The 14,875-nt window shown below is 71.0% G+C and carries 13 protein-coding genes; 6 read left to right on the top strand and 7 right to left on the bottom strand.

The window, feature by feature from the left end; translation table 11 throughout:
- The first annotated feature begins 64 nt into the window (after positions 1-64).
- On the top strand, positions 65-1,333 hold the full coding sequence (locus FGD71_RS42240; RefSeq protein WP_119105891.1) for an LmeA family phospholipid-binding protein: 1,269 nt from the start codon (positions 65-67) through the stop codon (positions 1,331-1,333).
- A 63-nt stretch (positions 1,334-1,396) separates the two neighbouring features.
- Here the strand turns inward: FGD71_RS42240 and FGD71_RS42235 are convergent, their stop codons facing one another.
- Positions 1,397-1,855, bottom strand: a complete 459-nt coding sequence (locus FGD71_RS42235) for a TIGR03618 family F420-dependent PPOX class oxidoreductase (protein WP_119105890.1) — start codon at positions 1,853-1,855, stop codon at positions 1,397-1,399.
- Positions 1,856-2,027: 172 nt separating this feature from the next.
- Between FGD71_RS42235 and FGD71_RS42230 the strand changes: the two genes are divergently transcribed.
- Positions 2,028-3,965, top strand: a complete 1,938-nt coding sequence (locus FGD71_RS42230) for a helix-turn-helix domain-containing protein (protein ID WP_119105889.1) — start codon at positions 2,028-2,030, stop codon at positions 3,963-3,965.
- A gap of 344 nt (positions 3,966-4,309) precedes the next feature.
- Here the strand turns inward: FGD71_RS42230 and FGD71_RS42225 are convergent, their stop codons facing one another.
- The 4 genes from FGD71_RS42225 to FGD71_RS42210 form a co-directional block, all read right to left on the bottom strand.
- Positions 4,310-5,767 carry a sensor histidine kinase gene (locus tag FGD71_RS42225; RefSeq protein ID WP_119105888.1) on the bottom strand — a complete coding sequence of 486 codons (1,458 nt, stop codon included), beginning with the start codon at positions 5,765-5,767 and terminating at the stop codon, positions 4,310-4,312.
- A complete protein-coding gene (locus FGD71_RS42220) occupies positions 5,764-6,501 on the bottom strand; it encodes a response regulator transcription factor (RefSeq protein ID WP_119105887.1) in 738 nt (245 codons plus the stop codon). Before FGD71_RS42220 ends, FGD71_RS42225 begins: the two co-directional genes overlap by 4 nt.
- 127 nt (positions 6,502-6,628) lie before the next feature.
- Complete coding sequence (locus FGD71_RS42215; RefSeq protein ID WP_338120111.1) at positions 6,629-6,865, bottom strand: hypothetical protein; 237 nt, start codon at positions 6,863-6,865, stop codon at positions 6,629-6,631.
- 32 nt (positions 6,866-6,897) lie between these two features.
- A complete protein-coding gene (locus FGD71_RS42210; protein ID WP_119105907.1) occupies positions 6,898-7,995 on the bottom strand; it encodes a S1C family serine protease in 1,098 nt (365 codons plus the stop codon).
- Between the two features lie 268 nt (positions 7,996-8,263).
- Here FGD71_RS42210 and FGD71_RS42205 point away from each other — a divergent pair, with 268 nt between their 5' ends.
- Complete coding sequence (locus FGD71_RS42205; protein WP_119105886.1) at positions 8,264-10,027, top strand: trypsin-like serine protease; 1,764 nt, start codon at positions 8,264-8,266, stop codon at positions 10,025-10,027.
- Positions 10,028-10,120: 93 nt separating this feature from the next.
- Here the strand turns inward: FGD71_RS42205 and FGD71_RS42200 are convergent, their stop codons facing one another.
- Together FGD71_RS42200 and FGD71_RS42195 are read right to left on the bottom strand one after the other, a co-directional pair.
- Complete coding sequence (locus FGD71_RS42200; RefSeq protein ID WP_119105885.1) at positions 10,121-11,143, bottom strand: LacI family DNA-binding transcriptional regulator; 1,023 nt, start codon at positions 11,141-11,143, stop codon at positions 10,121-10,123.
- A 23-nt stretch (positions 11,144-11,166) separates the two neighbouring features.
- Positions 11,167-11,985: a winged helix-turn-helix transcriptional regulator gene (locus tag FGD71_RS42195; protein WP_119105884.1), complete on the bottom strand. Its 819-nt coding sequence runs from the start codon at positions 11,983-11,985 to the stop codon at positions 11,167-11,169.
- A gap of 255 nt (positions 11,986-12,240) precedes the next feature.
- On the opposite strand from FGD71_RS42195, the gene FGD71_RS42190 reads away from it, so the two are divergent.
- Genes FGD71_RS42190 through FGD71_RS42180 form a run of 3 tightly spaced genes read left to right on the top strand, consistent with a single transcriptional unit; the run spans position 12,241 to position 14,780 of the window.
- A complete protein-coding gene (locus FGD71_RS42190) occupies positions 12,241-13,158 on the top strand; it encodes an alpha/beta hydrolase (protein ID WP_119105883.1) in 918 nt (305 codons plus the stop codon).
- Between the two features lie 49 nt (positions 13,159-13,207).
- Positions 13,208-13,462, top strand: a complete 255-nt coding sequence (locus FGD71_RS42185; RefSeq protein WP_119105882.1) for a MoaD/ThiS family protein — start codon at positions 13,208-13,210, stop codon at positions 13,460-13,462.
- 7 nt (positions 13,463-13,469) lie between these two features.
- Complete coding sequence (locus FGD71_RS42180) at positions 13,470-14,780, top strand: hypothetical protein (RefSeq protein ID WP_119105881.1); 1,311 nt, start codon at positions 13,470-13,472, stop codon at positions 14,778-14,780.
- The last annotated feature ends 95 nt before the right edge of the window (positions 14,781-14,875 follow it).

Below are 14,875 nucleotides of genomic sequence, written 5' to 3'. Positions count from 1 at the left end.
ACGTATCTCCCTTAGAACCGATTCAGGTTGCGGGTGGGGTCGGTACGCATGGTGAACTGAGCCGATGCGTACCCCCCATCGCATAGCGACGCATCCCACAAAGAAGCCTCTCTATACAGACCCGTACGAAGAACTCGGCACGCTCGACGACGGACCGCTGGAGGAGTTCCTCCACGAGGACGTCGACGACTCCGAACACGCCGATGACCGCGAGAACCGTGGTGAAGGCGAGGACTTGGACGGGCCGGCTTCGGCGGCGGAGGACTGGGCCCCGCCCAACCACCGCCGCCGGGGCGCCCGTCGCCGTCGAAATCGCTTCGCCGGCCTGCCACTTGCCCTCAAGGCGGTGATCGGGCTCCTCGTCCTCGCCGCGTTCCTGACCCTCGGCGACCGCTGGGCCGTGCTCTACGCCGAGCACGCGGCGGCCGACAAGCTCAAGGACCAGCTGGACCTGAGCGCCGCGCCCGAGGTCGAGATCAACGGCTTCCCCTTCCTGACCCAGCTCGCCGACAGCCGGGTCGACAACGTGAAGGTGACCGTGCCGGACGTTGCGGCGGCCCGGGTCTCGCTGGCGAAGGTGGAGGCCACGGCCTCGGGCATCGAGATCCTGGGCGGACCCACGTCCATCCGCGGAGCCCGCATCCCCCGCTTGCAGGGTGAGGTGCTGCTCTCCTTCGAGGATCTGAACCGTGAACTCGGCGCTTCCCAGGTCACGTTCAGCGGCCACGGCCGTGACCAGGTGCGGGCACGCGGCATGCTGGCCGTCGCCGGGCACGATCTGCGGCTGCGGGCCGACGCCCGGATCCAGCGGGACGGCGAGCGCGGGATCGCGACGGAGATCGGCGGAATGCGCCTGGACATCGGCGACCTGGCCACCTACCGTCCCGGCTCCCGCCCCTCCGAGGGCCTGCATCTGACCCCCAAGTCGGCCCAGAGCCTGGCCAAGCAGACCGAGAAGGCGAAGGCTCTGCTCTCCGTACCGGCGATCGTCCAACGGCTCGGCATCCCGGACGCCGCGGTCCAGGACGCGCTGCGCGATGACACCAAGCTGGCCGAGCTCACCGGTTCCTCGGATTTCGCCCGCAAGGCCCTCAAGCTCAACCTCATCGACGCCGCGGTGGACAACCCCGAGGTCCTCAAGCTGCTGGGCTTCGACCCGGCCCTCCTCGACGGCCTCACCCAGCTCACCCGCCCCGTCCTGGTCGACCGCCTCTCCCTCGGCTTCCGCCTCCCGAAGCCGGCCGACGGCGACGTACGGCTGCAGGACGTCCGCGTACAGAAGGACGGGATCAGGGTGCGGGTCACGGGGGAGGGGCTGTCGATCGGAGGCTAGGGATGTCGACCGGGCTCCCGGCCCGCTCCAGGGCCTGTCCGGCGGATCAGGATCGGACAGGCCCTATCCGTCGATGTCGAGCGCCGTCCCGTAGAGCCGCCGCACCTTCAGCCGGATGACCACCCGGCGCTCGGCGACCAACTGCTCCAGGAACGCGTCTTCGTCCTCCGGCTTCGCGGCCCCCGGGATCATCGCCAGCAGCTCCTGGCCGACCGCGTCGCCCGGCACGGTCGTGATCCCGGAGACCTCGGCCTCGCCCTCGGCGACGGCGAACGACCACACGTCGCCGCCCGCCACATGCAGGGCAGCGCGCGGATCTCGCCGAAGGTGCTTGACCTTGATGCGGTCCGCGGTGGTGGAGAACCGCAGGACGCGGGCTTCAGGGTCCCAGCTGTAGACCATGGTGGTCAGATGGGGATGGCCACTGCGCTTGTTGGTGGCAAGCGTGCCGAACTGCTGCCTGCCCAGCAGCTCGGAGAGGTCTTCGTCGGAGAGATGCCGAGGTGCCGGGCCTTGAGTCATGACGGGCGTAACTCCCTTACGCGGCCTGGCATTCCGCTACGGCTGACGCCCGACCTGCCGCGTTTTACGACACCAGGCTTCGGCCTGCACCATGGTCCTGCGACCTGAGCCGCTGGTGTCCCGAGGTCGTTTCGGTGAAAATGATCCCTTCACGACTTGCCATTTCCTGCCCATGGGGCACTCGGAGGACGTCATGCCCACGCTGGGCGACATGTGCGGAGAGCCCGACTTCTCGCTTCGTATCGTCGAAGGGAGCGCGTCGGCCGCCGACCGGGTCGTGGATTCGGTACGGGTGATGCCGGGCACCTCATGGAGCCGTGATCAGCTCGGCGAGGTCAGGGACGCTCTCCTGGTGATCAGGCCGTCCGGGGACGGGCGTTCCGACCGGCAGCGGGACCAGGGCGCGGGCGAGCGGTTTCTGCGCGAAGTCGCGCGGCAGCGGGCCGCGGCCCTGGCGGTGGTCGTCGACGAGCACGGTGCGTCCGCCGTTCCGGCGGCGATTCGCGTGTCGGCCGCACGGCTCGGCGTGCCGCTGCTGACCACGAGGAAGACGCTCGAGGAGTGGGCCGATCTGGCCCCACGCCTGCGGGAGTACCGCCACCAGCACGCGGAGTGGCAGGCCGATCAGCTCACCGCCCTGTTGAACCGGCTGCCGGACCGGCTCGCCGACGCGGACGGGAACGCGATGCAGCGGGTCGCCGACTGGCTGGCGGCGGCTCTGGAGGCGGAGGTGCTGGTCAGCGATCCGCAGCGAGGTGTCCTGGCCGCATCGCCCGTGACGGCGCCGGCGACGTTCGCGCCGCTGCTCGTCGGCCGGAGCGCGTCACCGCGCACGCGGTTCGTGCCGCTCGCCGCCGCGGGGTCGGCGACGGTGCTGTCGGTGAACGCACGCCGGCCGTTCGACGATGCCGGCACCGACCTGCTGCGGCACGCGGCCAAGGTGCTGGGCCTGATCGACCAGATCGGCCGACGCCACCACCAAGTGGCCGACGCCGAGCGCGAGGTGCGGCTGAGCGCCTTCCAACTGCTCATGATCGGTGAGGAGGCCGCCGCCCAGCGCGTGATGGCCGGGCTCGCACCGGGACTGCTGGACATCGGGCGCATGCGTGTCTTCGTGATCGACTGCGCGGAGGAGGACCGGGAAATCACCGCCCGGGTCGCCGAGGAAGCTGTCGCCGACCGCGCGTTGCTGGTGCGGTGCCCGGCCTTCAACCATCTGATCGTGATGGATCCGACCCACGACGGGGACCCGGGACACCCGCCCGCCGCGTCCACCCTGGCCGCCATGACCGAGACGGCCGACGCGTTGCGCCGGGTCGTCACCTCGCTGCCCCGGCATCGTATGGGCGGCAGCCGTGTGCACGCGCTCGGCGATGCCGCGGACGCCTACGGGGAGGCGCGCACCGCGCTGGCCATGGCGGGGCAGCTGCCCGACCGGGTGGCGCTCGCCGAGGAGCGGCTCCACCTGGTGGACGTCCTCCCCCCGAAGACGGCGCGACGCTGGGCCGGGACGCTGCTGTATCCCGTGCTGACGCTTCCCATGAGCCAGCGTGACCAACTGCTGCGCACCCTGGACCTGGGCCTGGAGTTCCGGCACAACGCCGTCGGCCGCCTGTTGGGCATCCACCGCAACACGGTGCTGCACCGCATCAACAAGTGCTTCGACCTGATCGGCCTGGACCGGAACCATGTCCTGAGCCAGGTGGTGGTCTCAGCGGCTCTCAAGATCGTCATCGCGTACGGGCACGACGACCTCTCCGTCGATCAGGAGGCCGACTTCACGGCGATGGTGTCCACGCCGGAGGTGCGGGCCTGGGCGGACGCGTTCCTGGATCCGCTGAAGGACGACCCTCGTGATCTTCTGCGTACCCTCCGCGCCTGGCTGGAGAACGACACCCACGTGGAACGGACGGCCACGGCCCTCGGCCTGTCGCCCGCGACCGTCCGCGGCCACCTCCGGACCGCCGCACCGCTGATCCAGCGCGAACTGACGCTCGACCTGGACGGGGACAGGGTTCCGGACGAGGAGGAGCACGTGATGAGCGACGTACGCCCACTCGCCTTCGCACTCCACGCCGCCACCGGCCGCCCGCTCCTGCCGGCCGCCTGACCGCCGGGCCGGGCCGGGGTGGCAGCGGCCGCGGGAGCCGCCTGTGCACTGTGCACCGGTGATGCGGCGGATGCCGCTCGTTGTGCGTGACGGCGGCCCGCCATGCACCGGTGACGCGTGGCTCCGGGTAACTGTGCACGCATGACATGGCGCGGACGAACGGAGCTCCATAACGTGGCCTCGTTGACCTCGCGCCGTCGAAGTCTCCACTGTCGACCCGGCCCTGCGCCCTCCTGTGACCGAGGCAGGTGCGCCCCGAGGCCGGGGGCCCCGAGATCGGGGGAGATCGGGGGAACGGGTGTCCGGAGTGAACTCACTCCGGACACCCGTCGGTTTTCACCAGGTCACGGCATCTCGGGCGGAGGCGTCGGGGCGCCGGGAAGCTTGATCGTGGCTACCGTGCCGCCGCCTTCGGCCGGCGTCAACGACACCTCGCCGCCCGCCTGTTGGACCGTGCGGGCCACGATCGACAGGCCGAGGCCCGAGCCGGGGAGGGCGCGGGCGGACGGGGAGCGCCAGAAGCGGTCGAAGACGTGCGGGAGTTCCTCGGTGGGGATGCCGGGGCCGTGGTCGCGGACGGTCAGTACGCCGGCGTTGAGGGTGACGTCGATGGCGTCGCCCTCGGGGCTGAACTTCACCGCGTTGTCGAGGACGTTCACGATCGCCCGTTCCAGAGCGGTCGCTTCGGCGCGTACGAACCAGGGCTTGAGGTCCGCCGTGATCGTCAGCTCGGGGCCGCGCAGGCGGGCGCGGCGCAGGGCCGACTCCACCGTGTCCTGGAGGTCCACCACCTGGACGCGGTCGCCCTGCTGGCCGGTGTCCGAGCGGGACAGTTCCTGCAAGTCGCCTATCAGGGCGGCCAGTTCGGTCATCTGGGCCTTGACGGAGGCGAGGAGCGCCTTGCGGTCCTCGGGCGGGATCGCGCGTCCCGTCTCCTCGCTGCGGGCGAGGAGTTCGATGTTCGTACGGAGTGAGGTGAGCGGCGTACGGAGTTCGTGGCCCGCGTCCGCGATGAGCTGCTGCTGGAGCTCGTGGGAGGAGGCCAGGGCCGCGGTCATCGAGTTGAAGGAGCGGGACAGGCGGGCGATCTCGTCCTCGCTGTCGTCCTCCACCGGGATGCGGATGGTGAGGTCTTCGGTCCTCGCCACGTGCTCGACCGCGTCGGTGAGCCGGTCGACGGGACGGAGTCCGGCGCGGGCGACCCACAGGCCGGCGACTCCGGCACCCACGACTCCGATGCCGGAGACGGCGAGGAGGAGCAGCGCCAGTTCGTTGAGCGTGGACTCGGTGCTCTGGAGGGGGAAGGCGATGAGGAGGGCGGTGTCCTCGGAGACCGTCTGAGCGCCGGGGCCCACATCGATGACCAGGGGCACGGTCAGTACGCGTACGGGTTTGCCGTCGACGTCGGCGCCGTCGCGGAACTGCACGCGGCCGGAAGAGGCGTTCTCGATCACCTCGGTGTCGCTGTCGGCGACCTTTACCGTGCCGGCGGAGTCCGAGTAGACACAGGGCGTCCCGTCCGACTTGATCAACTGGACGTAGTAGTCGCGCGGCCGGAAACCGTCCGTGCCCGCCGGCGTCTCGGGGCAGCTGTCGAGGAGCGACTGGACGGTGGCCAACTGCTGCGGCTTGCCCGTCTTGGCCCGCAGATCGTCGTCCAGCTCGTCGTACAGCTTCCCCTGCACGATGAACCAGCAGGCCAGCGAGACCGCCGCCACCGCGAAGGCCACAGCGGCCGCGACCAGCAACGCCAGCCGCGAGCGTATGGGCAGCGAGCGGAACCGCCGTACGACCGTCCTCACTCCGCGCCACCCGATCGCAACACATACCCGACGCCCCGGACCGTGTGCACGAGGCGCGGTTCGCCGCCCGCCTCGGTCTTGCGGCGCAGGTACATGACGTAGACATCGAGGGAGTTGGACGACGGCTCGAAGTCGAAGCCCCAGACCGCTTTCAGGATCTGCTCCCGGGTGAGGACCTGGCGCGGGTGGGCCAGGAACATCTCCAGGAGGGTGAACTCCGTGCGGGTGAGCTCGACCGGGCGGCCCCCGCGCGTGACCTCGCGGGTCGCGAGGTCCATGCGGAGGTCGCCGAAGGTCAGGGCCTCGTTCTCCTGGGCCGTGCCCGCCACGGCCGCCGCCGCGTACGAGCTGCGGCGCAGCAGGGCCCGGACACGGGCGAACAGCTCGTCCAGCTCGAACGGCTTGACCAGGTAGTCGTCGGCGCCCGCGTCGAGCCCGGTCACACGGTCGCCGACCGTGTCGCGGGCGGTGAGCATGAGGATCGGCGTCGTCGTGCCGGCGCCGCGCATGCGGCGGGCCGCGGTCAGGCCGTCCATGCGGGGCATCTGGATGTCCAGGACGACCAGGTCGGGCTGGTACGCGGTCGCCTTCTCCAGGGCGTCCGCGCCGTCCACGGCGACCTCGGTGTCGTACCCCTCGAAGGCGAGGCTGCGCTGGAGTGCTTCACGCACGGCCGGCTCGTCGTCGACGATCAGGATGCGCTGGGGGTCACGGTCGCCTTCGGCGGGGCTCATCGGAGTTCGGTTCCTCGGGTGGGATGGGGCGTGGGTGGGGCGCCTTCAGCCTCGCACGTTTCCGGGAGCGTGCGCGGCGTCGTATGGATCGACATCGTACGGATGTGCGCATTTAGGGGTGCATGGGTCAACCCCGTACGGTACGGCGGCGGGCGGGCACCCGGAGAGCGGGGCGAGCCGGGCGGGAGGGAGTGGCGGTCGCCGGGGCCAGTTCGGGCGCCCGCGTCAGCGGCGGGTGCAGCTCGCGGGCCACTTCGAGGGCCAGGGCGAACCCGGCCGGGCCGCCGCCGTCGGCGACGCCGTGCGACACCTGCGAAACCCGCGACATCTGCGGCACACGCTGGACCGCTACGTTCTTGATCATGTCGAACTCCTGGTTCGTGGGCCCGGGGCGGCTCAGTTGTCCGCGCCGCCGGCGCGCAGCGCGCTCAGGTCGGACTTGACGGTGTTGATCGGGATGGCGAAGCCGAGACCGGCGCTGCCCGCAGCGGAACCGGAGCCGGAAGCGGAAGCGGGCGAGTACATCGCGGAGTTGATGCCGATGATGTTGCCGTTCATGTCGATCAGCGCGCCGCCGGAGTTGCCGGGGTTGAGGGAGGCGTCCGTCTGGATCGCCTTGTACGTCGTCGTCGACGAACCGGTGTCGCCGTTGAACTCCTGGCCGCCGAACCCGAACGGCCAGCCGTCGTCGGGGGACTGCTGCTGCTGTTGGCCGTCGTCGGTGGCGACGGTGACGTCACGGTCGAGCGCGGAGACGATACCGCTGGTGACGGTGCCGGACAGGCCTTCGGGGGAGCCGATCGCCACGACGTCGTCGCCCACCTTGACGCCGCCGGAGTCGCCGAGCGTCGCCGCCTTCATGCCGGAGGCGTTCTCCAGCTTGATCAGCGCGAGATCCTTCTTGCTGTCGGTGCCGACGACCTTCGCGGTGTACGACTTGCCGGTGCTCGTCGTCACCTTGACCGAGGTGGCGCCGGAGACGACGTGGTTGTTGGTGATGATCTCGCCGTCACTGGTGATGATCACGCCCGAACCGGTGGACTCGCCGGCGGCCGTGCTCGCGCTGATCTCGACGATGCTCGGGCTGACCGCTGCCGCGACCCCGGCGACGGTGCCCTTCTGGCTGGTGGGCACGACGCTCGTGCTGGTGCTGCTGCTCGACGTGGTGTCGTTGCCGGTCAGCTCCTGGAAGGCGTACGCGGTGCCGCCGCCCACGGCCGCGGCGGCTATCGCGACGGCGGCCAGCAGCGCCATCGGCCCCTTGGCGCGCCCTCGACGGGAAGCCCTCGAGACGGGCTCCGTGAGGAGAGCCGAGGGGGCTGCCTGCGGCGTCGGCTCGTAGGCCGGCGGGGGCGGCCACTCGGGGTTCACGGGGGAGTTCGCGGAGGAGTTCGCGGAGGTGTGTGCGAAAGGGGCGTGCTCCTGCTGGGAGTACGCGGACTGGTGCTGGTCGCCCTGGGGGTACTCGCCGTCGCGGCGGAAGCTCTCGGTCATGACCCCGAGCTTGTCGCTCAAGGATGAGAGGTTCCTGAGTCCTCCCTGAGAAGCCCGACAGAACCGTGTATGCCCCATATAAAGCGACCCGTTGGGGCCGCTGAGCCGCGCGCCCGGTGTTCCCGTGAAACGGATGGTTGCGGCACGGTGATGTGACGGAAGCGGCGGACGAACACTTGTCGGGCTTATGTGCGGTTGGTGTGCCCATGTGGCAGCGTGCCGCAATCTTGGTGGGTTCACGCCATACCACCACTCTCAGGAGCCCTGAGTGATATCTGCCCTGCGCGGCCGCCGAAGACGTCCCCTTACGAGACGTCCGGTCACGGCGACCGTTCTCGCGCTGGCGCTGAGCTGCGCCGGCGCCCTCGCGGCGCAGCCCGCGAGCGCGGCCGACGGACCGGCTGCCCTGCCCGACCCCGGCGTCGCCCGGCAGACGGCCCCCGAGCCCACCGCCTCCGAGGCCGAACTGCGCGACCGCGTCGTCGAGGCCGCCGAGGACCAGGCCACCCCGGCCCCCGACGCACCCACCAAGACCCCGTTCATCATCGGCGGCACCGAGACGACGATCGCCGACGCCCCGTGGATGGTCCAGCTCGCGTACCACGACGAGGCCGCCCAGCAGAGCTACTTCTGCGGAGGCACCCTCGTCTCCCCGACCAAGGTCCTCACCGCCGCCCACTGCGTGGCGGGCCTGGACTGGAAGCAGTTCGGTGCCGTGGTGGCCGGTGCCACCGACCTCGACGACGGCACGAACGGCACCGTCGCCGGCGTCTGGCGCCAGTGGAGCCACCCGAAGTACGACACCGCGACCACGAGGAACGACGTCGCGGTCCTCACCCTCGACCGGCCCCTCGATCAGCCCTGGCTGCGCCTGGCCGCGTCCGACGACAGCGCGCTCTACACCGCCGGCACCACGGGCACGGTGTACGGCTGGGGCCTGACCTCCGGAGCCGACGGCGCCGGACTGTCCACGAAGCTCCGCAAGGTGAGCCTCCCGCTGGTCGCCGACTCGACCTGCAACAGCTCCATGGAGTCGGTTCTCGGCGCGGACTACTTCGTCGAGGGCTCGATGATCTGCGCGGGCACCCCGGCGACCGGCACCGACGAGGGCACCAAGAGCCCCTGCAACGGCGACTCCGGCGGCCCGCTGGTCGTCGGCGGCAAGATCGTCGGCATCGTCTCGTGGGGCGTCGCGGGCTGCACGGCCGAGGGCGCGTACCCGGTGTTCACCAAGGTGTCCTCGTACACCTGGGCCGCCCAGCCGCGGATCGACGACACCGACCTGACCTTCGACGGCCGCGCCGACCTGCTGGCCCGTACGCCCTCCGGCAACCTCTTCCAGCAGGACAGCCGGGGCACCTCGCTCGCCCAGCGCGCCTACCAGGGCAACGGCTGGGAGGGCATCAGCTGGGGCATGCAGGCCGACCTGGACCGGGACTTCTTCCAGGAACAGATCGTGCGGGACAAGGCCGACGGCAAGCTCTACCGCAGCTACATGGACCACTCCACCTGGGAGTGGAACTGGATGCAGATCAGCTCGGTCTGGGGCGGCTACAAGTCGTACGCCATCCCCGGCGACCTGACGGGTGACGCCCGCCCCGACCTGGTCGCGCTGGACGCGGACGGCTCGGTCTACCTGTATCCGGGCAAGGGCGACGGCCAGTTCAACGGCAAGGTCAAGGTCGTGTCCGGCGCCTGGAAGGGCGTGAAGCTCATGGGCCGCGGCGACCTCTCCGGAGACGGCAAGCCCGACCTGCTGGTCCGCTCCACGGACGGCACCCTGTGGCTCTATCGGGGCACGGGCAAGCAGACGGCCCCGTGGTCGTCCCGCATCAAGGCGCGTACGGGCTGGAACTTCACCTCGTACGTCACCAACGGAGACGTGAACGGTGACGGCACCGCCGACGTCCTGGCCCGGTCGTCGGACGGCACGCTGTGGCTCTACCGGGGTACGGGCAAGGCATCCACGGACCTCTTCGCGTCCCGCATCAGCCTGGGCACCGGCTTCAACCAGTACAACCTGCTGTTCTGAGACGCGCGTTCCCCGCGCCCCTAAGGGGCGCGGGGAACTGCGCGACCAGCCACGACGGACCCGCAGGTTCGGACCGCCCTCTCAGCGGAGCGCTCAGTCGCAGCCGCAGGACCGGCGTACGACCAGCCGCGACGGGAACAGCTTCAGGCGCTCGCGGCGGGAGCCGACGGCCCGCAGGCCGTCGTCGAGCACGAGGTCGACGGCCGCGCGGGCCATCGCCGAGCGGTCGGAGGCGATCGTGGTCATCGGCGGATCGGTGAGCGCGGCTTCCTTGATGTCGTCGAAGCCGGCGACGGCCAGTTCGCCCGGCACGTCGATGCGCAGCTCGCGCGCCGCCCGCATGATGCCGACCGCCTGGTCGTCGGTGGAGCAGAAGATCGCGGGCGGCCGGTTCGGCCCGGACAGCAGCTTCAGGCCCACCTGGTAGGCGTCGTAGCGGTTGTAGAGCGCCTCGAAGAGGCGGCCCTCGGTGGACCGCCCCGCCTCGTGCATCGCGCGCCGCCAGCCCTCGACGTGGTCGGAGACCGGGTCGCCGACGGCCGGGGTCTCCGCGGTGCCGCCCAGACAGGCGACGTACTCGTGGCCGTGCTCCAGGAGGTGGCGGGTGGCGAGCTGGGCGCCGCCGATGTCGTCCGTGACGACCGCGACGTCGTCGATCGCCTCGGGCCGCTCGTGCAGCAGCACCACGCGGGCGTCCCACGCCTCTATCTCGGCGGCGGCCAGATCGTTCAGTGCGTGACTGACCAGGATCAGCCCGGAGACCCGCATGCCGAGGAAGGCCCGCAGATAGTGGACCTCGCGCTCGCCGACGTAGTCGGAGTTCCCGACGAGCACCATTTTTCCGCGCTCCGACGCGGCCTGTTCGACCGCGTGCGCCATCTCGCCGAAGAACGGCTGGCGCGCGTCCGGCACGATCAGCCCTATGAGGTCCGTACGCCGCGAGGCCATCGCCTGCGCCACCCGGTCGGGCCGGTAGCCAAGCTCTTTGATCGCGGCGAGAACGCGCTCGCGCGTGGCCGGGGCGACCGGCCGGGGTCCGTTGTTGATGACATAGCTGACGACGGCGGTCGAAGTACCCGCCAGCCGCGCCACATCATCCCTAGTCACCTTGGCCACGCGCGGAGTCTACGCGGATGGACCTACCTCTGGGCAGGGCGTACGGCGGCTTCCTGCGGCTCAGCCGCGAGCCCGGCGTCCGAGGCGGCGTCCAAGTGAGCCGTCTCGTCCGCATCCTCCGGCTTTGGCTGGGCCGCTTTGGCCCTCGCCTCGTCCGCGGCACGGTCGACCTTTTCCGGCGTAACGAATCGATAACCGACGTTCCGGACGGTCCCGATCAGCGACTCGTGCTCCGGTCCGAGCTTGGCCCGCAGCCGTCGTACGTGGACGTCGACCGTCCGCGTACCGCCGAAGTAGTCGTAACCCCAGACCTCCTGCAGCAGCTGCGCGCGCGTGAAGACGCGGCCCGGATGCTGCGCGAGGTACTTCAGGAGCTCGAACTCCTTGAAGGTCAGGTCGAGGACCCGGCCCTTGAGCTTGGCGCTGTAAGTCGCCTCGTCCACGGACAGATCGCCGTTACGGATCTCCATGGGGGAGTCGTCGGCGACGATCTGCTGGCGGCCCATGGCGAGCCGCAGCCGCGCCTCGACCTCCGCCGGACCGGCGGTGTCGAGCAGCACGTCGTCGATGCCCCAGTCGGCGGTGACGGCCGCGAGACCGCCCTCCGTCACGACGAGCATCAGCGGACAGCCGGGGCCCGTGGAGCGCAGCAGCTGGCACAGGCTGCGCACCTGCGGGAGGTCACGGCGCCCGTCGATCAGGATGACGTCGGCACCAGGTGTGTCAACGAGAGCAGGGCCTTCCGCCGGAGCCACTCGCACGTTGTGCAGAAGCAGGCCGAGAGCGGGAAGCACCTCCGTCGACGGCTGAAGGGCATTGGTCAGGAGCAGCAGAGAGCTCATCGCGCCCCACCTGCCCGGGTCGTCCTACGGTCGTGCAAGGTTCGCTCGCCCATAACGTCTGGTTCCTCCTCGGTCCCTGCGAGGACGTTTGCGGCACTGCTTCCTACCGGTCGCGGCTCCCGCGCCCTGGGCGCCGCACCTGCGCTTTCCGTGTCGTCACGGCGCTCGTACACAACGCTCGTACGACCCTCCAGAAAGCGCAAAAGGACCCGGGGGCTACGCTGCCCGAGTCCTCTGCCCAGCAGAATAGCCCACATGAGCCAAGGTCCGGCAGGTCATGTGACGCGATCTTTGCATCGTCCACACACTGAGACAGCCCGGGGAGTGGAGCGGCGGAGGATGCTGCGGAGGTTTCTGCGCACGGTCGACGGCGTCACGATCGAGGCGGCGTACACCCCGTTCTCCCACAGGTCCGACGACCTCGCGATCGTGGTCGCGCACGGTTTCACGGGGGATCTCGACCGGCCCCACGTGCGCCGGGCGGCGGGTGTTCTCGCGCAGTACGCGGCCGTGATCACGTTCTCCTTCCGGGGCCACGGCGCCTCCGCGGGGCGTTCCACGCTCGGCGACCGCGAGGTGCTCGATCTGGCGGCGGTGGTCGCGTGGGCGCGAGAGCTCGGTCACACGCGTGTGGCCACGGTCGGCTTCTCCATGGGCGGATCGGTCGCGCTGCGGCACGCGGCCGAGTACCGGGCCTCTGCCGAGGGGCGTGAGGGGCGCGAAGGGCGTGAGGGGCTCGAGGGGCGCGCCGATCCGCGGACGGAAGCACGCTCGGACGCACCACATACGGACGCGGTGGTATCCGTGAGCGCTCCGGCTCGCTGGTACTACCGGGGTACGGCCCCCATGCGGCGCCTGCACTGGCTGGTGACCCGGCCCGTGGGCCGAGCGGTGGGCCGCTACGGCCTGCGGACCCGGATCCACCATCGCGAATGGGACCCGGTCCCGCTGTCCCCGGTCGAGTCGGTCCCGCTGATCGCCCCCACACCGCTGCTGATCGTCCATGGCGACCGGGACGGGTACTTCCCGGTGGACCACCCCCGGATGCTGGCCGCGGCGGCCGACGGGCACGCCGAGCTGTGGCTGGAGGCGGGGATGGGCCACGCGGAGAACGCGGCGGGGGACGAACTGCTGGAGCGGATCGGGCAGTGGGCGGCCTCGGCCGCGGGCTAGCCTGGCCGTGACCGTAACCATTGACCCGTCGAGCGAGGAACTGAACCTGATGGCACAGGGCACGGTGCGCTACTGGGCCGCCGCGAAGGCCGCCGCCGGCGTCGCGGAGGAGCCGTACGACGCGGAGACCCTCGCGCAGGCGCTCGACGCGGTGAGCGCGCGACACGGCGGCGAACTCGCCCGTGTCCTGCGGCGATGCTCGTTCCTCATCGACGGGGACCCCGTGGGCACGCGCGGACATGAGACGGTACGGCTGGCCGAGGGCGGCACGGTCGAGGTGCTCCCGCCGTTCGCAGGAGGGTGACGGGACCATGAGCAGCAACCAGCCGTACGAGGGGTACGACCCTCATCATCAGCAGCAGCCCGTCTGGCCCGGGCAGCAGCAGTACGACGAGCGCCACCAGGAGGACACCCAGCAGTGGGAGGGCCAGACCTGGGAGACCCAGTTCCAGCCGCAGGTGCCGCCCGCCTCCGCGGATGAGGCCCCGGCTCCGGCTCCGGCCGACACGGCGTATCAGCAGCCGCAGGCTCCGGGCGAGCCCGCGTACGGGACGCAGCAGTACGGCACGCATCAGTACGGCACGCCGTCGGGCACGGGCCATGGGTACGGGACGCTGGGGCAGCCGCTGCCTCCGGAGGCGCAGCCGGGGTATGCGAGCCAGTCCGGGCAGGGTTACGCGGCGGCTCAGACTCCAGGGTGGGACCACGCGGTCCAGGCGCCCGTGCAGGATCCCGCCTACGGCGACTTCGCCGCTGCTCCTGCCCCTTCCCCTGCTCCCGCAGCCCAGGCGAGCGGTGACCAGGCCGCCGCTCCCTCTCACGGCGCTCCCGCCTACGGCCCGCCGACCGTCACCGGCAACCCCCGGGTCACCGACGCCCAGCGCGCCCGCGCGGAAGGGCGTTCGCCGATCATCGAGCCGGGCGGGCAGCCGGCCGCGCTGACGGCGGCGCTCGGGCTGCTGCTCTCGGGAGCGGCGGCGATCGGCCAGTACGCACTGGTCGTACCGCTGGTGATCCTGCAGGCCCTGACCGCGGCGGGCTGGTTCCGCCTGAACGGTATGTGGCCCGCCCGGCAGGGCATCGCGCTGGCCTTCGCGGGCGCGCTCACGGCGGACATCGCGCTTCTGACTGTCGGCCGTGAGAACGCCCCCGCCGCGATTCTGGGCACCCTCGGTGTCTGGGTCCTGCTCACTCTCGTCCTGCAGCTCCGCAGCCACGCCGATCCCGACGAGCGCATGTACGGCCTGATGGCCACGGTGGCCTCGGCGGCCCTCGCGATCGTCGCCACGGGGCACCTTGCGGCGGTCGCCGACGCCGTCACCGTGGGAGGGGCGGCGGTCGCGGCGGCCATCCTGGTCCGCGCGCTTCCCCTGCCGACGCCGGTCTCGGTGCTCTTGGCGCTGCTGGCCGCGGCGGGGGTGGGCGTGGGGCTGGGGGGTGTGACCGGCTTCGGAACCGGCGGTGCGCTCCTCGGTGCCGCGGCCGGAGGCTGTGCCCTGATCGGCCACCGGGTCGCCGCGTACGACTACCCGTCCCGCTTCGTCCACTTCACCGCGGGCGTGGCACTGCCGCTGGCGGCGGCGGCGCCGGCGATCTACGTGGTGGGCAGGGCGCTGGCCTGAGACGGGGTTTCCTCGCCCCCGCCGCCCCTACCCGTCCCATCCTGTTCCTGGGGGCTGCGCCCCCAGACCCCCGCTATCGGCCTGAACGGCCTCGT

The organism is Streptomyces sporangiiformans (assembly GCF_005768555.2).
GTDB lineage: Bacteria > Actinomycetota > Actinomycetes > Streptomycetales > Streptomycetaceae > Streptomyces > Streptomyces sporangiiformans.
This window is presented reverse-complemented; position numbering and strand designations above follow the sequence as displayed.